At 46.0% G+C, this 20,497-nt stretch carries 17 protein-coding genes and 1 pseudogene; 15 read left to right on the top strand and 3 right to left on the bottom strand.

Going from position 1 to position 20,497, the window contains the following annotated elements; genetic code table 11:
• The 7 genes from FDP09_RS23095 to FDP09_RS23065 all read left to right on the top strand — a co-directional run bounded on the left by FDP09_RS23095 (nucleotide 1) and on the right by FDP09_RS23065 (nucleotide 7,698).
• Entirely contained in the window at nucleotides 1-1,671 is a 1,671-nt protein-coding gene (locus tag FDP09_RS23095; RefSeq protein WP_137404799.1) for a RagB/SusD family nutrient uptake outer membrane protein, read from the top strand.
• A 211-nt stretch (nucleotides 1,672-1,882) separates the two neighbouring features.
• Nucleotides 1,883-2,620: a class I SAM-dependent methyltransferase gene (locus tag FDP09_RS23090; protein WP_137404798.1), complete on the top strand. Its 738-nt coding sequence runs from the start codon at nucleotides 1,883-1,885 to the stop codon at nucleotides 2,618-2,620.
• Between the two features lie 644 nt (nucleotides 2,621-3,264).
• On the top strand, nucleotides 3,265-3,774 hold the full coding sequence (locus FDP09_RS23085) for a hypothetical protein (protein ID WP_137404797.1): 510 nt from the start codon (nucleotides 3,265-3,267) through the stop codon (nucleotides 3,772-3,774).
• Nucleotides 3,775-3,806: 32 nt separating this feature from the next.
• On the top strand, nucleotides 3,807-4,667 hold the full coding sequence (locus tag FDP09_RS23080) for a hypothetical protein (protein ID WP_137404796.1): 861 nt from the start codon (nucleotides 3,807-3,809) through the stop codon (nucleotides 4,665-4,667).
• A 604-nt stretch (nucleotides 4,668-5,271) separates the two neighbouring features.
• Nucleotides 5,272-5,928: an ABC transporter ATP-binding protein gene (locus FDP09_RS23075; RefSeq protein ID WP_137404795.1), complete on the top strand. Its 657-nt coding sequence runs from the start codon at nucleotides 5,272-5,274 to the stop codon at nucleotides 5,926-5,928.
• 5 nt (nucleotides 5,929-5,933) lie between these two features.
• On the top strand, nucleotides 5,934-7,271 hold the full coding sequence (locus tag FDP09_RS23070; protein WP_137404794.1) for an ABC transporter permease: 1,338 nt from the start codon (nucleotides 5,934-5,936) through the stop codon (nucleotides 7,269-7,271).
• Nucleotides 7,264-7,698, top strand: a complete 435-nt coding sequence (locus tag FDP09_RS23065) for a DUF3299 domain-containing protein (protein WP_137404793.1) — start codon at nucleotides 7,264-7,266, stop codon at nucleotides 7,696-7,698. The genes FDP09_RS23070 and FDP09_RS23065 overlap by 8 nt, the downstream gene beginning before the upstream one ends.
• Before the next feature lie 124 nt (nucleotides 7,699-7,822).
• Here the strand turns inward: FDP09_RS23065 and FDP09_RS23060 are convergent, their stop codons facing one another.
• Nucleotides 7,823-8,593 carry a DUF4625 domain-containing protein gene (locus FDP09_RS23060; RefSeq protein WP_137404792.1) on the bottom strand — a complete coding sequence of 257 codons (771 nt, stop codon included), beginning with the start codon at nucleotides 8,591-8,593 and terminating at the stop codon, nucleotides 7,823-7,825.
• A 344-nt stretch (nucleotides 8,594-8,937) separates the two neighbouring features.
• Here FDP09_RS23060 and FDP09_RS23055 point away from each other — a divergent pair.
• Both FDP09_RS23055 and FDP09_RS23045 read left to right on the top strand, forming a co-directional pair.
• Nucleotides 8,938-11,181: pseudogene (locus tag FDP09_RS23055) on the top strand (TonB-dependent receptor).
• An 18-nt stretch (nucleotides 11,182-11,199) separates the two neighbouring features.
• Entirely contained in the window at nucleotides 11,200-11,664 is a 465-nt protein-coding gene (locus FDP09_RS23045; protein ID WP_137404789.1) for a DUF4625 domain-containing protein, read from the top strand.
• 57 nt (nucleotides 11,665-11,721) lie between these two features.
• Here the strand turns inward: FDP09_RS23045 and FDP09_RS23040 are convergent, their stop codons facing one another.
• Nucleotides 11,722-14,775 (bottom strand): beta-L-arabinofuranosidase domain-containing protein, encoded by a 3,054-nt coding sequence (locus FDP09_RS23040; RefSeq protein ID WP_137404788.1) that lies wholly within the window; start codon nucleotides 14,773-14,775, stop codon nucleotides 11,722-11,724.
• A gap of 502 nt (nucleotides 14,776-15,277) precedes the next feature.
• Between FDP09_RS23040 and FDP09_RS23035 the strand changes: the two genes are divergently transcribed.
• The 4 genes from FDP09_RS23035 (at nucleotide 15,278) to FDP09_RS23020 (ending at nucleotide 17,862) form a co-directional block, all read left to right on the top strand.
• Complete coding sequence (locus tag FDP09_RS23035; RefSeq protein ID WP_137404787.1) at nucleotides 15,278-15,607, top strand: hypothetical protein; 330 nt, start codon at nucleotides 15,278-15,280, stop codon at nucleotides 15,605-15,607.
• A gap of 188 nt (nucleotides 15,608-15,795) precedes the next feature.
• On the top strand, nucleotides 15,796-16,419 hold the full coding sequence (locus FDP09_RS23030) for a hypothetical protein (RefSeq protein WP_137404786.1): 624 nt from the start codon (nucleotides 15,796-15,798) through the stop codon (nucleotides 16,417-16,419).
• Nucleotides 16,398-17,195, top strand: coding sequence for a sensor histidine kinase (locus tag FDP09_RS23025; RefSeq protein WP_137404785.1), 798 nt, complete (start codon nucleotides 16,398-16,400; stop codon nucleotides 17,193-17,195). The genes FDP09_RS23030 and FDP09_RS23025 overlap by 22 nt, the downstream gene beginning before the upstream one ends.
• Nucleotides 17,161-17,862 (top strand): response regulator transcription factor, encoded by a 702-nt coding sequence (locus tag FDP09_RS23020; protein ID WP_137404784.1) that lies wholly within the window; start codon nucleotides 17,161-17,163, stop codon nucleotides 17,860-17,862. The genes FDP09_RS23025 and FDP09_RS23020 overlap by 35 nt, the downstream gene beginning before the upstream one ends.
• 145 nt (nucleotides 17,863-18,007) lie before the next feature.
• Here FDP09_RS23020 and FDP09_RS23015 read toward each other — a convergent pair whose 3' ends face one another.
• Nucleotides 18,008-18,442 carry a hypothetical protein gene (locus FDP09_RS23015; protein WP_137404783.1) on the bottom strand — a complete coding sequence of 145 codons (435 nt, stop codon included), beginning with the start codon at nucleotides 18,440-18,442 and terminating at the stop codon, nucleotides 18,008-18,010.
• A gap of 90 nt (nucleotides 18,443-18,532) precedes the next feature.
• Between FDP09_RS23015 and FDP09_RS23010 the strand changes: the two genes are divergently transcribed.
• Both FDP09_RS23010 and FDP09_RS23005 read left to right on the top strand, forming a co-directional pair.
• The gene (locus FDP09_RS23010) at nucleotides 18,533-19,396 is read left to right on the top strand and encodes a follicular epithelium yolk protein subunit (RefSeq protein ID WP_137404782.1); all 864 of its coding nucleotides are present in this window, start codon (nucleotides 18,533-18,535) and stop codon (nucleotides 19,394-19,396) included.
• A gap of 197 nt (nucleotides 19,397-19,593) precedes the next feature.
• Entirely contained in the window at nucleotides 19,594-20,496 is a 903-nt protein-coding gene (locus FDP09_RS23005) for a type 1 periplasmic-binding domain-containing protein (RefSeq protein ID WP_137404781.1), read from the top strand.
• Nucleotide 20,497: the final 1 nt, after the last annotated feature.

Below are 20,497 nucleotides of genomic sequence, written 5' to 3'. Positions count from 1 at the left end.
ATGAAATTCAGACCAATAAAAAATATAGCATACCTGGCATTGGCATCTGCGATGTTGGGGTCTTTTGCCTGCGATTCCAGTTACTTGGAAGAAGTGCCTTACGGAGAAGTGGCTCCCGATGAGATGAGCAAACCGGAAAATATCGAGCGTGCCATCATCGCGTCTTATAGTATCCTGAACGGCCAGTTTGATGGAGCATCCAGTGCTTTTAACAGCCCTGCCTCCAATTGGAGCTTTGGAGACGCCATCTCAGATGACGCTTACAAAGGTGGCGGCGGTACCGGGGACCAGAACCAGATCCATCAAATGGAAATCTTCAATACCAACCCGACCATTACGGATGTCAACCGGAAATGGCTGGCGCTTTATGAAGGTGTGAAAAGGGCCAATTATGCCTTAAGGTTACTTCAGAACAGCGAATCGTTTGATGCCGGTCTCAAGCAGTCCCGGGAGGGAGAGCTCCGGTTTTTAAGGGGACATTTCTATTTTGAGTTGAAGAAAATATACCATAATATTCCCTACATCGATGAACAGGCTGAGACGGTAGATGATTATTACGTGGGAAACATCGCACTGACCGATGAAGAGCTGTGGGGCAAGATAGAAGAGGACTTCAGTGCGGCCTATGAGCTGCTGCCGACAGACCAAACCGATGCGGGCCGTCCCGGAAAGTATGCCGCTATGGCCTATTTGGCAAAAACCTACGCTTTTCAGGAGAAATGGCAGGCTTGCTTAGATGCAACCAATGAGGTGATCGCCTCTGGGAAATATGCACTCTTGCCACACTTTCGAGATGTTTTTTTACCGGAGAATGACAATAGTGAAGAGATTATCTTTGCTGTACAACATTCTGTCAACGATGGCGAGCCCAGCAATTATAACGGTAGCATCGGAGACCGTCTTTCTGCACCGGGTGGGCCGTATTATAACCAGTATGGTTTTCACCGTCCCAGCCAGAACCTGATCAATGCTTTTGAAACCAATGCCGAGGGGATGCCTGTAGTGGGGGACCAGCTGGCAGATGGTGACTTCCTGGATCCACGACTCGACCATACGGTGGGAAGGCCTGGAATTCCTTATCTGGATCTGAATATTCTATATGAGGCATCGTGGGCTCGTGATTTATCTACTTATGGCCCTTTCGCGCCCAAAAAGCGAATCGTATCCGCACTATCGGATTTACAGACACCTACTTGGCCCTACATTAGTGCGCTGAACTACTATATCATCCGCTATGCCGACCTGTTGCTTTGGAAGGCCGAAGCGCAAGTGGCCCTAGGCGATCTGGAAGGGGCTAGACAGACGGTAAATGAAGTCAGGGGTCGGGCTGCCGAAAGTCAAGTGGTGACACAGCTGGACAGTGACCAGCCTGCTGATAACTACCGGGTGGCCATGTATGATGAGCCTTGGACAGATGCTGCACAGGCACAAGCATTAGTGAGGTTGGAGAGAAGGCTGGAGTTGGCCATGGAAGGTCATCGGTTCTTTGACCTGGTCCGTTGGGGCGTGGCCGCTGAAACCATGAACAACTACCTGGAAGAGGAGAAGCAGATCAGGTCTCACTTGATCAATGCCACTTTTGTGGCGGGAAAACATGAATACTTTCCCATCCCCCAAACCTATTTGGACATGATGGGGCCTGATTTGGCAGAACAGAATCCCAACTATTAATCCATGGAAAGCGGGGGCGTTTTGTCCTCGCTTTCTTTTTTTAAGCTCAAAAAGTTATCGCCAATCTTGGTGTTGCCCTGTTTTTTTAAGGTATATGATTGTGAAAACTGTAATTAAGTGGTAAATTATTGAACGCCCTTTTATTTAACACTCCTCAGGTTTTCGATACCATCACCCAAACAGTAGCTAATCGAAATAAACCCAAGATTTCATGAATAACCTGTTTATCAATCATTCTCCTTTTAGCAGAAGGGAGGCAGTGACGCCGTCTCTTGAACTTCCCAATAAAATCCTCAAAAGGATCGGCCTTCGCCTGAATCATCATTTTGATACCATGCGCGACATGTGCAGCGTGGAACAACGGATCAATTTGTTTCATCTGTTGACGCGGGTACTGCAAGATGATGTGGAAGGAGAAATAGTGGAGTTGGGCACTTTTACCGGTCAGTGCGCATTGCTGTTTCAGAAAGTGAACAGCCAATTTGGACTTGTTAAACACTTACACGTATTTGACAGTTTTGAAACCAAATTTACAGAGAAGGGAGATATCCTATCCCTGTTGAAGGCGAACTTTGAGGCCGCTGGGCTTAAGCTCCCGGTGGTTCACAAAGGGTATTATCAGGAAACTCTTCCTGATCAGCTTCCCGATACGATCGCGTTTGCTCATATCGATTGTGGATGTGGAGACGATCCCCTTTTGCACAAAGCATTGGTGTTGGACTGTCTGGACCATATATATTCCCGGTTGGCTCCAAATGGAATTTGTGTATTTATGGATTATTTTGATCCTGAAGATGGGGATAAACTGACCCTTGCCCATAAGCTACACAAAATAAATCCCGGCGCGCGTTTGGCAGTCGATGAATTTTTCGATGATAAGCCAGAGCAGGTAATTACCATGTTTGGCGGTCCTGCATCCCATGCGTTTATCAAGAAGCTAAGCCGGTAAGGAATATGAAAAATTGAACAAAGTTTAAAATGTGTGCAGTTGTTTTTTGGTGATGTTTTATTCTAATAAATAACATTTTTATAAGGTGTTATTAGGTTTTCGCGCAGCTTTCGCCCACAAATTGTTTTTGTAAACCAAACCTAACCCCACTACAATGAAAGTACAAAGTCTTTTGGTCATTTTGCTAATCGTCCTTCCGATTTCCGATGCCTTAGCACAAGAGCTCGCCGGTTGTTCCGACAGCTGCGCTGCGGAACCACTAGTATAGAGTTTTTAACTTAATACCTCGACACTGGTGGGATACTTTATCCACTTTCTATTACCAAGTGCCCCTATCTGGTCATTCCTTCCGAAGCAGTTTCTGTCTGCACATTACGCCCAATCCGTGGCAGTGCTTGTTCCTACTAATGTACGGAGACGGTTTTTAAACCGAACTTAGGCTATAAAAGAAATAAGGTTCATGCTTCCCCTTTTTCAATTACTTCAAAAAAAAGTGTTTTTTTTCAAATTTAAAATGTGTTTTTTATCCAAATTATATTATTTTTATTAGGTATTTGGACGGCTTAAGTGTTTGGAGAACGATGAATAATGTAATCTTTTTTGATGTCTGTGTCACCAACAAACTGTTTATATAAACCAATATCATGAGAACTGAAATTAACGTATTCCTTGTCGTTTTCGTGCTCTTCACGGGGATGTCTGTAGAAGAGGTCAGGGCACAAAGTGGTAGCGTAGAACCTATTGAAATAATCGAAAAGGGCTTGTTCAAGAAAAAGGTCTATAAGAAATGCGGTATCGAAATGGAGCCAGTTCAGCTCTTGAACTTGTTCAAGGATGATCCCGGCATGCAGGATTATGTGAAGCCTTTGGGCGTGAATTTATTAATGTCCAAGTTATTGGCTGCTACTGCCGGGATATTGGTGGGCTATCCCGTAGTGGATTCCTTTAGCAAGGACAGTGATCCAAACTGGAACCTCGCTTATATCGGGGCAGGCTGTGCCCTGTTATCGATTCCATTTACCAAATGGTTTGACAAGAATGCCAAGGAAGCCATTGATTTTCATAATGCCGGCTATCAGTCCGCTCATTCCTATCGTCCAAGATTGCGCGTGCAGATGGGAGGACATGGCCTTGGCCTGGCCCTGAAATTTTAGCAATTAATGATCCTAACAAAATATACTAAGCTATGAAACTATCAAGTAACCTGCTGATGGTGGTGTTGATCATGGGGGTGATTGCCTTTCAGCCCAAAGCCATTGCACAAGAAGAAAAACATGATGTCATCGTGAAGTTGGACGGTAAGAAAATGGAAGGAAAAGTGACCAGTATGGGTTCCAGTTCTATCAAATTCAAGTATGCTGGGGAAGACCTCGAGTATGAAGTGAGCAAAGATGAAATCAACAAGATCGAGTTTGCGAGTGGAAGGACCGAAGTGGTCAATGAACCTAAGGTGCCCAGTGCGGCCCCTGTGGCTTCCCAGCGTCCTGCATCCACGGCGGAGGACAGAAGGAACAAGCTCGCAGTATTACCTTTCCAGATCATTACAAACGATCAGGGCATGATGGTGGATGCCCTGCAGACCAAAGCCCAAAATGAGTGTGCCAATTCATTTCGCAAGAATACTTCCTTGATTTCTGTCCAGGACCCCATGATCACTAATTCAATTCTGGAGAAAAATGGCATTGATGGCCATCACCTCGCGACGGCCGCTAATCCCCAGGAAATAGCGGTATTGTTAGGCGTGGAGTATGTCGTGTTTGGAAGTACTGATATCGAAAACAAAGGGGCGATCACCACGGGAAGTGCCTATTCCACCGAAAAGGAAAAAGAAAAAAACAGAAGGGAAACCAAGACGACCACCTATTCGGGGGGAAGTGCTACGACCACTATCAATTATGATTGCAGTGTTTCCCTGAAAATTTTCAGCGACCAAGGGAGTAGCGTATATTCGGATAGTAGGGAAGCATTTGGCAATGACTCGAATTCTTATGTGAACTCACTTAACTATATGGTCAAAAGGACCCCATGGGGCAAGAAGCATAAATGACACCTGATATAGTCCAAAAGCAATCGTTGTTCATTTAGGATAAATCAACTCCATCAAAGTATCGCTCAGATTCTTTTGCACAGCAGGTTCGAACCTGGTCCACTAGGTGTTTTCAGTTCCAAGCGGAGAGCAATACGAGACAGAAAATGTTCCTGTGGAACAAGGCACGATTTAACATTCCGATGGCAAAAGACAAATTTTTTATGGGGAAGTATCTTCTTTTTAACCCGATTTATGCATTAGGAATCGTTATGAGAGCTGAAACTACAAGAAAATCAGGCTGTTTGGAGATTGAATCATAGCATCGCTATGGTGAAATCGAAAACAGCAGCGAAGCGATTGATTTTGTCCGCCGCGGCGGATCAGGTCGCAATAGATAGGCTAATGCATAATGCGGGTTTAAGCAATATACTTCCCCGGTCATTTGGTCCGGTCATTGGGTCTATGCAAGTTCGAATGGGCTTTTTTATTGATTTTTTCATATCCAAAGGGACAAGCAGTAAAATCCAGGGTGTATGTAGATGTTATCAATTTTATCAAATGCAATATTGTTGCATTTGATAAAATTGATGGCTAGATTTGCATTGTCCAACATCCAGAAGATATGCTAATTACCCAATCAGTTTCATTTGAATACAATAAGGACAACCAATTCGAATTTCCAGACCTGAACGTTCCCGAAGGGACAGATTTATTGATTCTTGGGGAGTCCGGTGTCGGCAAGACGACCTTTTTACACCTGATAGCAGGCTTGTTGAAGCCAAAAAACGGTAGCATCCAGATAGGAGAAACAGATATTGCCCAATTGCGCGGAAAGCAATTGGATACTTTTAGAGGCGGCCATGTCGGGATCGTTTTCCAGCGTGCCCATTTTATCCAGTCCCTTACATTGGAGGAAAACCTGGAGATGGTCAGGTTTTTGGCAAACAAACCGCAGGATTCCCATCAAATCAGGGAGGTGCTGGATGGTCTGGGATTGCTGGATAAGCTCAAAAGCTACCCACGTCAGCTGTCTCAGGGAGAGCAGCAGCGGGCGTCCATTGCGTTGGCCGTTATCAACCGTCCCAAACTGATCCTCGCCGACGAACCAACAGCCGCACTGGATGATAAAAATTGCTTTCGGGTCATCGAGCTGCTGAAAAGGCAGACTGTCAAGACCAATTCCAGCTTGATCATCATCACGCATGATCAACGCTTGAAGTCCGAATTTCCCGTTTCGGTAACACTTCCTGCCATCCAGTCAGTCTCTTCTATAAATTGAATTCCATGAATATTTTCCGCTTAAGTATCAAAAATATCACTGCCAAGCCACTTTCCACAGGATTGAGTTTGTTGTTGCTGTCTCTCGGGGTGGGACTGATCTCATTGATGCTGCATCTCGATCAGCACCTTAAGGCACAGATGAACTCCAATATCCGTGGCATAGACATGGTGGTGGGAGCAAAAGGCAGTCCACTGCAACTGATCCTTTCAGCTGTTTTTCAGGTGGATGTTCCGACGGGAAACATACAGCTCTCCGAGGCCAATAGGCTTTTGAAAAACAGGTTGGTCGAGTATGGCATTCCACTTTCATATGGGGATTCTTATGGTGGATTCAGAATTGTGGGCACCGATGGCCGGTATCCGGAAAACTATGCGATGAAACTCCAGGAAGGCCGGTTATGGGGGGAATTCATGGAAGTGACCATCGGAGCAGCAGTGGCCAGAAAAACAGGACTGGGGATAGGCGACAGGTTTCATGGTTCCCATGGGCTTGGAGAGGGTGGACATGTCCACGATGACCATGCCTATTTGATAACCGGAATATTCGAACCTTCAGGGACCGTGGTGGACCAATTGATCCTGACCGATCTGCAAAGTGTATGGGATATCCACAGCCATCATGGAGCGCATGAAGTAGCAGATAAAGTGCGTGAAGGAGAAAACGAAAAAGACCATCATGCTCATGAGGATAAACCCAAGGAAAATAAATCACATGGACATCAAGAAGGGCATCATCACGGAGACGAAGCAAATCACCTACAGGAGGAAGCAGGTGCATCCCATTCCCACGAAGCGGACAAGGAGATCACCGCTCTGCTGATCAAGTTTAAAAATCCGCTAGGTATGGTCCAGCTTCCCAGATTGGTCAACGAGCACACCAATATGCAGGCAGCCTTGCCCAAATACGAATTGGCAAAGCTCTTCAGTCTGATGGGGATGGCGACCTCCACTCTTAAGATGGTGGCTTTTATTGTGATCTTGGTCTCGGGCATCAGCGTTTTCATCAGCTTGTACTTGGGACTTCGGGAACGTTCTTACGAGATGGCACTTTTGAGGACGTTTGGCGCGTCCAGGGGGCAATTGCTTGGACTGGTCTTTCAGGAAGGAGTGTTTATTGCTGTTGCAGGATTCTTACTGGGATTGGTCTTCAGTAGGCTGGGACTCTGGGTGGTTGGATGGCTGCTGAAATCCGAATATCATTATGAATTTTACCCATCAGGGCCAATTTTGGGAGAAGGTTACTTGTTTGCGGTGACCTTGGCCATAGGGTTTCTTTCAGCGCTCATTCCAGCGATTTCAGTTTATAGAATCGACATTTCAAAAAGTCTATCAGATGTTTAGGACCAGTTTATTAATACTCCTTTTTATTATTTCCCTTACCGGATATTCTCAGACGAAGATTACATGGGAAACGTTGGCAGATGTTTCATTTACAGATAAATATAGCGAGGAGGTGGATGCCTATTATTACTTCCCGAAATTTGGGCCTTCCGTTTTGGAACTGGCGGATAAGGAAGTGGTCATCCGTGGGTATTTGCTCGAGATCGATGCGGACGAGGACGTCTATATTCTCTCAGCCAATCCCTTTTCTGCCTGTTTTTTTTGTGGGGCTGCCGGACCAGAATCGATTATCGAACTAAAAGTTTCCAAGGACCATCCACGGTTCAAAATGGATGAAATATTGACCTTTAAAGGAAAGCTCAAGCTTAATGCAACGGACATTTACCAATGTAATTATATCCTCGAAGACGCTACCGTCCATAAATAGTTTCCCAAGTTTCGTCAGATGGTCACCGATCAATGAAGTTGTTTGCGTAACGTGCACTCTTCTTAATGCATGGGGAAAAGAAAAAGGCTGACCATATTCGGTCAGCCTTTTTTTGTAGTGACGATCAATTGGCAGTCACATCAAGATGGGTGTCATATTCCTGTATGTTTCCCTCTTCGTCTTCTACACTGAACACCACGTGGTATTCTCCGGCAGGAGCAGTGGAAGGTACATCGATATGCTCATGAAATTCAGCCTCGGTAAGGCCATGGTATCCTTCTTCATATACTTGGTCAAGATGCCATTCAGTTTCTCCTTCCACGGGTGTTAGGCCATGGGCGTGGATATCCACAGAGATAGCATGGATACCGTGGATCGCCTCAATCATGAAATCCACGTGGAAATCAGTTCCCCTTACAACGGTCTCATCCATGTGGAATTCACTGATGGTCACAGGAGACATGATCTCTAAGTGTCCTTCTTCTTCAGTGGTGTTTCCTAATTCGTCCGTTACTTCCAAGACCACGTGGTATTCACCAACTGGAGCTGTGGCCGGAATATCAATGTGTTCATGGAAGGTTGGATTTTTGACCATGTACTTTTCATCGGTATAGGTTTGTGAAAAATCCCATTCGGTTTCTCCTTCGCCCACTTCCAGGTCATGGCCATGGATGGATACCGTGATGGATGCGACGTTTACCTCCGCTTGGATACTGGCTTCCATATGAAGGTCTGAACCTCGGTAGGCCACGGGTTCGGTAGAATGAGTACTGCCCTCTCCAAATTCAAATGAGGAAATGATGGGCGCGTCAAACGTTTGGTCTTCGTCGTCCTGACAAGAGAACAAGGCCAAGCCCAAAAGTGAAATTAGAAATGTGCGTTTCAGTTTGTTCATTTTGTAAATAATTATGGTGTAAAGATTTATTTAGTCCTGAATGGAAAGCAAGATCAATTTGCCCCCTGTTATTTTGTGTCTTTGCAACTTTATTGCGCAAATATTGTGCAATAAAGTTGCAAAAGCAAGCAGGGAAATCATTAATGCTCTTAATTTATTTGATCAAGGGGAATGGTGTGGGGAATAGGTGCCGGGATGTGATGGTTTTAGAGAAGGAAAGAAGGAATCTTCCTAATGGTACAGTGGACGGGTGCAAAATGAATTTTAATTCGCTACTTTGAAATGCAACGTTGTTTCATGTGTTATTGTTTGTATATTTGCAATTCCATTGCATTTATAGTCTTATGCCCCTTTTGATATTTCTTGTTTCTTCTATATTCAGTGCCACGGTTTTGCCATTGGGGATTTTTCCGGCAGTGGGATCATCCCCAAAATCCTTGGAGCATCCATTGGTAAAGCTGGATACGACTACTCTTGCCAAACGGGATACTTTTCCCGAATACCGAGAGCTGGACGAAGTGGTGGTCATTGATCAGGCCGAGATGATCAAGCGGGAATCTTCTAACAGCATTGAGCTGGTCAAGCAGGATTTTATCCGGGAAAACCGCGGCGGAAGCTTGATGAAGTCATTGGAGCGCGTTCCCGGGATCAGTACCATTGGAATAGGCTCAGGAGCTTCCAAGCCATTGATCCGAGGGCTTGGCTTCAATCAGGTCATGGTGGTCGAAAACGGCATCAAACATGAAGGCCAACAATGGGGGGCTGACCATGGACTGGAAGTAGATCAGTACGCAGCCGACCAAGTAATGATCATCAAAGGTCCTGCATCGTTTAAGTACGGTTCGGACGCCATCGCAGGGGTGGTAGACATCCGGGAGAAGCTTCCTCCCACGAAGGAAGGAGTGGACGGATCCATTGAGCTGGGCGGGCGTTCCAATAATGCCTGGCTGGGCGGTTCTGCGAATGTCGTTGCCCGAAAGGACAATTGGTTTGCAGAGGGCCGTTTTACCATGGCCGAATATGGGGATTTTAAAGTGCCCACTGATTCGGTATTTGTCTATGATTTTGGTGTGGCATTGCACGAAGGCCAGATGCGCAATACAGCCGGCAAGGAGCAAAACTTCTCAGGCCGGATCGGCTATTTGGGAGCGCATTTTCGCAATACCTTATCCGTAAGCCGTGTCTATACCAAATCGGGTTTTTTTGCCAATGCCCATGGATTGGAGCCCCGACAGGTGGATGCCGCTTTGCATGATAAATCCAGCAGGGATATCCTTTTGCCGTTTCAGGAGGTCAGCCATACCAAAATAATCAATAAGGCCAGTTATGCAGCAGGAAAACAGTTCCTCCAGTTGGACTTGGCTTACCAGCGGAATGACCGAAAGGAATGGAGCCAATATGTCAACCACGGATATATGCCCCCCGTTTATCCTGCAGAGATGCCCTATCCAGCCACGCAGGAGCGGGCATTTGACAAGGAGGTGTTTTCGATCAACCTCAAAGACGAATTGTTTTTGGATAAGCACGAGCTGATGGTGGGACTAACTGGGGAATACCAACGCAATGAGATTGGTGGATGGGGTTTTTTGATTCCTGCATATGACCAATTTAGTTTTGGGCTGTATGCCATTGAAAAATACCAGCTCAATCCTGAATGGAGGTTTACCGCTGCCCTACGCTATGACCGAAGTACCATCGACATTGAGGAATACCGGGATTGGTTTCCAAGTGTGATAGATGCCACGGAGGCGACACCAGCAGATTACCTCTACCGGGCAGAAGATTTCAGGAGGGAGTTTGATAATATGGTTTGGGCAATGGGGGTTAATTTTGCTCCGGGTGACTTGAGCTTAAAGGCCAATTTAGGGACTAGCTTCCGCATGCCCATTGCCAAGGAGTTGGCTGCCAATGGGGTGAATTACCATTATTTTCGGTATGAAAAGGGCAATGCCGATCTAGATCCCGAACAATCCCTCCAATTGGATTTTGGTGCCGAGCTGAAAAAGGAAAAGTGGTAAGTGGCCTTTAGCCCTTTTGTCAATTATTTCTCCAATTATATTTACCTGAACCCCACTGCTGAACTGGATATTCTGTACGGAGCTGGAAACCAGGTTTTTGACTATACCCAGGCTGAAGTAATGCGCTATGGGGCTGAGTTCAATGCAGTTTACCGGTTTACCCCACAGTGGAGTGCAGAGCTCATTGGAGAATATGTGTACAGTGAGCAGCAGTCGGGGGCAAAGCGCGGTTATACGCTTCCCTTTTCCCCGCCACCTTCCGGGATATTTAATGTGACCTACCAACCTGATGGATCGGAAATGTTCACCAGTCCCTATTTTGCGGTGGATTTAAGGGCGACGGCCAAACAGACCAATATCGTACCACCAGAAAAAATTACGGAGGGCTATCAGTTGGTACATCTCAGGGCAGGAGCAAAAGTCAAGGTGTTTCAACAACCTATTCAAGCGGACTTTCAGGTACAGAACCTTTTAAATACCCGCTACCTGAACCACACCAGCTTTTATCGGTTGATCAGTTTGCCCGAAGCGGGCAGGAACATTAGCCTTTCATTGAAGTATGAATTTTAAACAAAAGGACAATATATTATGAAAAAAAACTGGTACATCTTGTTGATGGCGCTGCTATTTTCGGCTTGTGGTGACGATGAAAAGCCCGTCATTGATACCGAATATCCTGAGATCATCGTGACCGAATCGTCCTTTCCTCTCCAGTGCAGTGTCTTGGAAAGGGGATCTACCGTGCAGTTCAATGCCACGTTTAGGGATAATGTCGAGCTGGGAGGATTTAGCGTGGATATTCATCACAATTTTGACCACCATACCCACAGCACCGAAGTGAATGACTGTGATGTGGATCCTATCAAGTCCCCTGTTGAGCCGATGTTGTTTATCCAGACCTATACCATTCCTTCCGGGCTACAGGAATATGAAGGCACTGCGGAAATTGACATCCCGGCAGACATCGATCCGGGGGATTATCATTTTATGATCCGCGTGACCGATAAGGAAGGGTGGCAGACCATCCAGGGACTGAGTATTAAGATAGAGTAAGTGGTAGATAGGGGGGCAGTTAAGTTTGGGAGAAAGGAAAGTCTCCCAAACTTAACCTTACTCCAAGGTCACGTCCAGGTAAACCGAGTGCCTGTCATAGGTGTCGTAAAAAGGTTTGTAGGGCACTCCGTCAATGGTGAACTCCAGTTTTTCCGGATTGCCGATGATCGATTGGCCAATGTCCCTGGCATCAAGGGTTACTTTTCGCCACTCCTTTCTGGGCTCGTCTTCCTGGGCGGCCAGCAGTATCGGCCCATAGAATAGGCTGGCGATGTTCTGTTGGTCCATGACAGGTTCGAGATAGAAATGGAACGGGATGTGGATATCGATGGTATCGCCATCTTTCCATTTACGGCTGATCGTGGCGTAGCTTCCCGGTGCGGCATCGATCTGCTGATCTTGGCCATTTATTTTGACCGTCATCCCTTTATTGGCCCATTTGGGAACGCGGATTTTTAACTCAAATTTACCCTTTCCCTGAATGGTAAGCCGACTGTGGTCTTCTTTTGGGAAAGCAGTGGACTGGACGATGGTCACCTTTCGATCTCTCCAATGGAGGGTGGAGGGAACAAAAAGGTTGACGTATAAGCTGTTATTGTCGATACTTTTAAAATAAATGGAGTTTTGCAATTTGGTACTGCTTTCGATGGCCGTTCCGTTGCAGCAAGTAAAGCCCTTCATTTCGGGGTTGCCAAATTGCTTTCTGGATCCTGGTCGCAAGGGAACATGGTAAGTATTGGCAGGGGAGTCTTCTGCCACCGATGCTAGAATGTGATTGTACAGTCCGCGCTCATAGTAATCCATGTAAGCGGGGTTTTGCTGGAACAGGAACAGGTTTCGGCTCAGCTTGAGCATGTTATAAGTTGCGCAGGTTTCATTTTGTCCTCCTGCTGAAAAACCGTTTTCGTATAAAGTAGCGGGTTCCGTGGTGAAGCATTCGGCATTGGCCGGGGTGCGGGCTCCGGCTACCCCTCCGATACTGTACATGTAATCATTGGTCGCGATGTGCCAAAAATTGTCTGCAATACGGTAGTATGGGGCATTTTCGGTATCACGGTACATTTCCAGTGCACCCATGATTTGGGGAATGTGCTGGTTGGCATGCAATCCCCTGAAGGTGTCCACATTTTTTGCCAGTCCGTGGGTATGGTCGGCATTACCATAAAAAACAGTGATGTTGTCAAACAATTTTGCCGCAGCCAAATAATTGGGTTCACCTGTCATTCTGTAAAGCCGTGCCATCGCCTCGTTCATCCCGCCAAACTCTCCGGCGATATAAGTGTTCCACATACTGATCAGGGTTTCGGTAGGCAGTTTGTCCAGGCGTGCCGCTACCCAATTTCCCATACCTTTGGCTACTTCCAAGGCCTTTTCGTTGCCACTGACATCATAAATGTCCATTAGTCCTGCCAAGATCTTATGAAGGGTGTAGTAGGGAGCCCATACCTGGTCTTTTTGGCCGCCATACTTGGCGCCCTTTTCGAGCATGATAAACTGGTCCGGCGGGTAGGCGCTGATATAGCCCTCTCCCCAATTCCAGCAATCGGTACGAATGCCTTTTTCGCTCAAGTCAGAGTCGTAGGAAGCCTTCCCCGGTCCCACAGGGACAGCTAATGGATCAGCGGTATATCCCTTTCCTGAAGCCGCCGGCTTTCCCGATAATTGGGACAGTTCGAAGAGGGTATTGACCATGTACGCCATCTTATCGGCAAAATCGGCCTGAAGTGACAAGTCATAGCCTGTGCTGGCGTAGGCTTGGGCAATGGCCGTCAGGTAGTGGCCTGTGGCATGCCCTCGCAACTTGGTTTCCTGACTGTCCCATACGCCCAGCGGTTTGGCACCTTCAGGTTGCTTTTGGCCAAAGGCATTTCGGAACATATACAGAAAATCATCCGGATTGGTTTTGGCCAAGGTGGTGATGAATTTGTCACGGTTTTCAATGAATTTGGAGGAATGTCCGTGCGTATCGGCATCCAAGGTGACCTCGTCCAAGCCAAAGGCTTCGAGGCTCTGTTTCGGTGCAGCTATTCCGTTACTTTCCTTGATGGTGACGATGGCCTTCGGGGCAATCGACGAACCTGCAATTTTTCCGATAACAGTGTATTGTCCGGGTTCAAGTACCGCGCTGTTGCCTTTAGGGGCCGGCCAGATGACCCGGACCATGGGGCCGTTAATGCCATCACGATAAGTTCCTTTAAGGTAGCGCGGGAGGCGTGGAAGATGTCCTACTTTTGTTTCCACCTGCACATCGGCCACTTCCATGAGGTATTCGTTGTACAACTGGAGGTGGCTGTGCGAAAATTCCTGGAAATCATCCTGAGGCCCTTTTCGTTCGTTGACCCTGTTTTCCCCTTTGTTTGAAGCATTGTCGTAGATATTGGCTACCTGTCGCGGATTTAGCGGTATCCTGTATATTCTGACGTCGTGCACTTTGGCATCCAGATAAGGGGCATCTGCTGTCAGGGGTTTTCCAATGGAAAAGTGGTTTTTGCCCACCTGGTTTCCAAATAGCTCGGACAGGTCAAGGACGACATCATCACTTGAGGCTGCTTTTTTTCCGTTTATGTAGTAGCTGACGGATTTGGAGGGAATGTCCAGGACAACGGTCACATGGTTCCACTGGCCAATGGGAAGGGGAGAGGCGAGGATTTCAATGCGTTCTCCTGATGGTTTGTTGATGGTGGTGATAAGGTTTTTCTTGTGCCCGTTTCCTGTAGGAAGTACAGAAAACCGACTTTTATTGCCCGTGCCGATATCAAACAGCACTTGTCCGGCTAGGGTGTTTCTAAGGAATACCCAGCCCGATATGCTTAATGATTCCACTCCGGTCAGCGTCTCCGCAGGGATGGAAACGAAGGGGTTTTCTTTTCCGGAAAGGGTAAGTACGCTACCGAATTTTTCATCCTTGACAAAGGCAGCATCAGGGCCTTTGACGAGGGCATGTAAGTTGTTTCGTGACCAATCCTTGGCATCTTCATCGAATAGGTATCGGGCAATCAGGTCTGTTTCCCCGATACCGTCCAGGATCTGGTCGCCGCTTTGGGCCTGTACACTTGTGCTTAAACAGCAAAAGGTAAATAATGAGAAGGCGAGTAACAGATTTATTTTCATGTTATCAATCGTTTTGTCTTTTTGTCCACGGACCAAATTCCCGCAGTGGAATTTACTGTACATAATGGAGGGATCAAGATCCCAAGCATAAAAGTAGCGAATATCAACCAAGGCATATTGCGGCATATAGGCGGAGTATGACACTATATTATCATTATCAGAGGATGGTGGACTGAGTGGTTGCTACACGGTCAGCAGATACGAAGAATTTTGCCTGTTGGTAAGCTTGTGTATTTGGTAATATAAAATCTGTTTTTTATTATATATTCACCCAAATGCACCATCTATTGTCAAGTTGATATTTTTATGTTTATTACTGGCCTTTTGTAACAAAAACGAGTATTAAAGTAAACTAACGTTAGATAATTGTTTGTAAAAAGTATCCGGCAATATTTTATAATTACCAAAACATGCTTTGATTATCCTTTATTTAGGATTAGCTTGCAGTATAATTCACCCCCTACCCAAGTTTGATTCTTTTTAATCAAAAATAATAAAAACTATGAAAAATACTATTCCTAAAGCGACCGCCAAAAAATGGATGAAAAGGTGGAAAAAAATGGAAAAAGATTACAACAAAAAGACCCCTGTCAATGGTTTTTTGGTTCCCATGGTTGACCTTCAAGAGGTGATTGCGGAGGTGGGTGCCGCTAATGTCCGTGCCTATTTGGGGATTGATGACAGTGATATGGAGAAACTCCTGATTGTCGGCGTGGATGAGAAGGGAAATGACATGACCAACGAAGCGCAGGGACAGTTTGTTTATGATTTTACCAGACCGTGTCCTCCGGATTGTGGAGAAATGGATGACGATGGCTTGCTGAGCATTTAATGGTAGATGCATGTTCGCATTGTGCCGGTAAAGCTTTAGCTAAAGGAGAATGTTGCATGGATTGCACGGGATAGCACAGGTTTTTGATGTGCTACATGTGATCATCCGAGAAAACCGTTGGAACCCTTGTTACTGGCATGAGTGCGGGCAATCATAAATAGTATATCACCTGGAATTAGCAAACGATAATGAGTGGCTATAGTATATTGAATTACCTGAATTTGATTTCATTATCATTGGTGGTAATTTTTGGAGGAGTTTGTTTCAAAAAATCCAATCTACCTACCAAGGTCTTTACGGTCACCTTCTTTATCGTTTATATAGTCCAGGTGGTAAGCTTTTCCCTTGCTAGGTTTTCGATCAGTAACTTGCTGCTGTTCCACGTTTACTTTGCTGCCCAACTGATAGGCTATGGCCTTTTCTATTGGTTGATCTTACCGTCCAGTCCTTCCAAAAAGGGGTTTTTGGCTTTCCTTGTCATTTGTCTGGGCTTGATAGTATGGGAGTACAGTTCCAAATGGGACAATTTGGCCCAGGTGTTTGGTGGATATTCTTACTTTGTCATGAACTTGGTGTTTGTGTTTACGTCCATTTTCTATTTGGTCCATGGCGTGTTGAAAGAAAAAGAGATCGCCCATAAGCTTTTGAACTATGGCATGATCGTGTACGCAGGGGGGAGCTCTATCGTATTTCTATTGGGAGATAAGTTGAACCAGTTGGACTGGAGGCCGCTATTGCTCATTAACTTGTTGCTGTTTCTGGTCTTCCAAGGATTTTATTTTGCACAGCTATGGAGAGTACGGAGTTCGTAAGGTATATCACCTTGGCCATCGGCCTGGTTTTGGTCTTGGCGGTAGTGGTGATCGTTTCCTTGGAGCTTTTCAGGAAAAAGGTCATCCAGGAAAAAATGCGGAATGCGGAGCTCAAGCTGAAGCATCAGACCGACTTATTACATACCGTGATCAGGTCTCAGGAAGAAGAGCGTCGCCGGGTATCGGATGCGCTGCATGATGACATCGGTTCGAAATTGACGACTATCAAATTAAGCCTGCACCAATTGTCCGCTGGAGACAAAGATGGGTTATTGCCTGAGGTGTTGGCCCTTTCAGAAAAAGTGATCAGCATTACCCGGGAACTCAGTCATGCCCATTCACCAGTGATCTTGGAAAAATTCGGACTGGAAGCCGGGATTGCTGAATTGCTTGATGGCCTTCCCCGTACTGAAGAGGGACTTTCCGGTGAATTGCTGGCTTCCATGCAGGAGGAGCTATTGGATCAGGAGAGCAGGTTGATCCTGTACCGGATCACTCAGGAGCTCCTGAACAATACCGTCAAACATGCAGGGGCCTCGGAAGTCCTTATCAAGATTCAGATAGGACCCGATGGAATTGACTATTTGTACAGGGACAATGGAAAGGGATTTGATGGGCATAGGGCCAATGCAGGTATTGGCATGCTGAATATCCAAAACAGGGTGGCCATGATGCAGGGAGAGATGGATTTGGTTACCAGCGCAGGAAATGGCATAACATTGACCATAAAAAAAGACTTTAATGGAGCAAAAAATACGGATAGCCTTAGCCGATGATGAACGGCTATTTCGGTCAGCACTTCGTCACTTGTTGGAGCACACCGAGAATTATGAAGTGGTCTTTGATGTAGGGAATGGTGTTGAACTGATGGAAAACCTGGCAGCAGCCAGAGGTGATAGCAAGTTCCCGGACATCATCCTGATGGACCTGAAGATGCCCGAAATGAATGGCGTGGAAGCGACCAAGGTGATTACCAAAAAATACCCTGACACCAATGTGGTGGCACTGACCACACACAAGGGCAAGGCATTTATTCTCAATATGCTAAATCTCGGTGCTTCTGGTTATATCACCAAGGATAGCAGTCCGGAAACCATGCTGGAAGTGATCAGGGAAGTGGCCAGCAAGGGATTTTTTTACAGTAATGAAGTCCTGCAGATCATCAATGGGGACTTTCATAACAGGAATAAGAAAAACAGTACGTCGGAGTTTGATGCCAACTTTATCACCAAGCGTGAAAAGGAGATTTTATTGCTTCTCTGTCAGCAATATAGGACTCAGGAAATTGCAGAAAAGCTCTTTTTAAGTGAACGGACGGTGGAAGGACACCGGAACAACCTGCTAAGTAAGACCAACTCTAAGAATGTGGTAGGCCTGATTGTGTTTGGCCTGCAGCATGAGATCATCGATGTTTCTGACCTGACCGATCCCCTGAAGGATTGACCTTGTGGAGACAATGATTCCCCGATTTTTAATTTCTTAACGCCCCATACCTGCAAGGCGGATCCATTTTGTACATATTTTAAAAGGCCATGGATTAAAATAATAACGCTCTCAATGGACGATCCGTATTGGAAAATCTTCTTAACTAAACGGCATTGAACGCTGAATATGCGTTAGCAACTGAGCATCCTGCCTCATCCGCATTTGGCGCAGGATCATATAGAAGGTGCAGGTTGTCACCTGCACCAAAAATGATTACCCACAAAAGGTCCAGTTCCGTAGGAACGGCAGATATAAATGAAGAAGCTATTGGCACATTTTCCGATGTAGGTAATAATACCCGAAGGAAAAGATGGCGATTTCTGCGCTGTTGTAAAAGTAGGGTTTTATAGAACTTTGAAATAACGAAAAGAAAAAATACTTGGCCTTGCTTGCTCCGGAAAACACCAAATTCCGGCCAAGCGTACATTTTGTGCCAAGGAATCAGATTACGCCAACGGTTACAGGTGAAGCTAGCAAGCCTGTATTTTTGACAACAACAGGCATTTTGTTGTAATGCTAGTGGCCAAGCATTGGCCATGGGCATTTTTCTAAGCAGGGAGAGCGCTGAAAATCCCTATAAAAGAGTAGGCAACACCAAGTTTTTTTTAACCATAAAATCCTTAAAATCATGGGAATCAACATCAGTATTATCGCAGGACATGATGAGTCCGTTTCCAGTGTAAATGCAAGCGGAACCGTTCAGCATGTCATCACCGACGAGGAACGAACAACCTTTAAATTGGGGAGCAAGCAGCTCAAAGATGCTGTCAAAGCGTATTTTGGCAAATCCCCCAATGATACCTATTTGCACAGCCCGACACCTTGGGGCGATCTATACAAGACCTATAGCTGGCCCCAGGTGCAGATGGTCTTGGTCGTGCAAAGTGCGGAGATATTAGGCATTACATCAGAACCGGTGATTGTAAAGACGCAGGAGTTTACCAATGAAAGCAGTAAAAAGGGAACGTTTAACGTAGCCATTTCGGATTCGGTAAACAATACCACCAGCTCCAATTGGAGTACAGGAGGGACATTATCAATTGGCCAGAAGTTTAGCTATGATGTGAAGTTTCTTGGTGCCGGTGGTGGAGGGGAGACCTCCCTTTCCTACAGCCAATCCTGGGGGATAGGCGGCCAAGAGTCCAAATCCATTACCGTGGGATCGACGGCAGGCGTCAGTGTCGAACTGGATCCAGGACAATCCATTCTCGCAGAACTCTCGGCGAGCAGGGGAGTGATGAAGGTAAGGTTGCGCTATAATGCCTACCTGATAGGCAGCACGGCAATCAACTATAATCCGACCTACAAGGGGCACCACTTTTACAGCCTTGGGATAGGAGGAGTGATGTCTTCGGGAGGGATAAAAAATTCCGTCCAGTCCACAGAGGACATCGAAATCGGCTATTATTCCAATTCAAAAATCGAGCTGAAGGATAAGACCAACGGTAAGTTGGTACGTGAAAGGGTGCTTGCCGATGAGGTGGGCGTTTGATTTTTTACAGGGTGGCAGGGGATTTTCTCCTGCCACTTCCATTTGGTAGGCTCCTTTTACGGTTGGCATAACCAAGTATTTCTACTTGATTTGGTGAATAGGGATTTTTGCGCTGTCAGGGAGATTGGGAAAAGCGCAAATTTGCACATACCAACATGAGTAAAAAGAAATTGATAGTAAAAGTTAATTTTTAGGTGATGAAAGTAGGATTGTTTATACCGTTCTCAGGCCAGGTTTCCAGCGTTGAACAGGAAATCCAAAATGGCCTGAGAATCGGTGTAACCAGCGATGGGCACGATGAAGTGGACTTTGCAGTCCAATATTACCAATCCAATGGAAAGGGAGATTTTCAACGGTCCCTTCAGCAACTTGAGTCAGTATCCGGTGTATCGCTGATATTGGCGGTGCTGGGAGGGAACCGGGAACCGGGTATCATGGAGAGCATGAAAAATTGTCGCTGTCCCGTTGTGGTAATCAATATTGCCAAAAGTGGAAATGTGTGGAACCAAAAGTTGCCACATGTTTTTGTCAACAGCCTTTATTTATCTTCCAGTCAGTTTGTGCTGGCGAATTTTGTAAAGGACTTGTTGGATCAGCAGTCTTGTGTTTGTCTCAGTAAGATAGACAGTACTACAAGCCTTTTGGATAGCGACAAGGAGACAGGCCATGTAGGTGAAGACCTGTTGGATTATTGTCAGGATGCCATGGATATGATCAAAGTCCTGGAGGTCAGTAGTAAGTCCCTGTTTTCGGCATCCACTTGGTTCCTAGAGCTCGAAAATGAGGCTAATATGGAATTTGTGGAGCGTTTTCAGCGGCATTTTGCTACCATTCCATCCCCCTATGCCCTGCTAGCCTACGAAATAGGTTTGCTGTTGAGAAATCCCAACCAAAAAAGACATTCCCCTTCACCAAGTGGCATTTTACCGGCTTTACAGCGGGTAAACGTGACCGGGCCGCGGGGTGCGATCAATCTCCGTACAGGAAGCCCCCGATCCAGTGTGGTCTATGTTTCCAAAGTCGGGACAAAGCATAAAAACACCGTAGCCAAAAGGGAAATTGTTTTCAAAGAGGAATATTGGGAAGCATGTAGTGGATGAA

Source organism: Echinicola rosea, assembly GCF_005281475.1.
In the GTDB taxonomy this organism is placed as follows: domain Bacteria; phylum Bacteroidota; class Bacteroidia; order Cytophagales; family Cyclobacteriaceae; genus Echinicola; species Echinicola rosea.
Note: the sequence above shows the minus strand (reverse complement) of the source record. Positions and strands in the feature narration are given on the sequence as shown.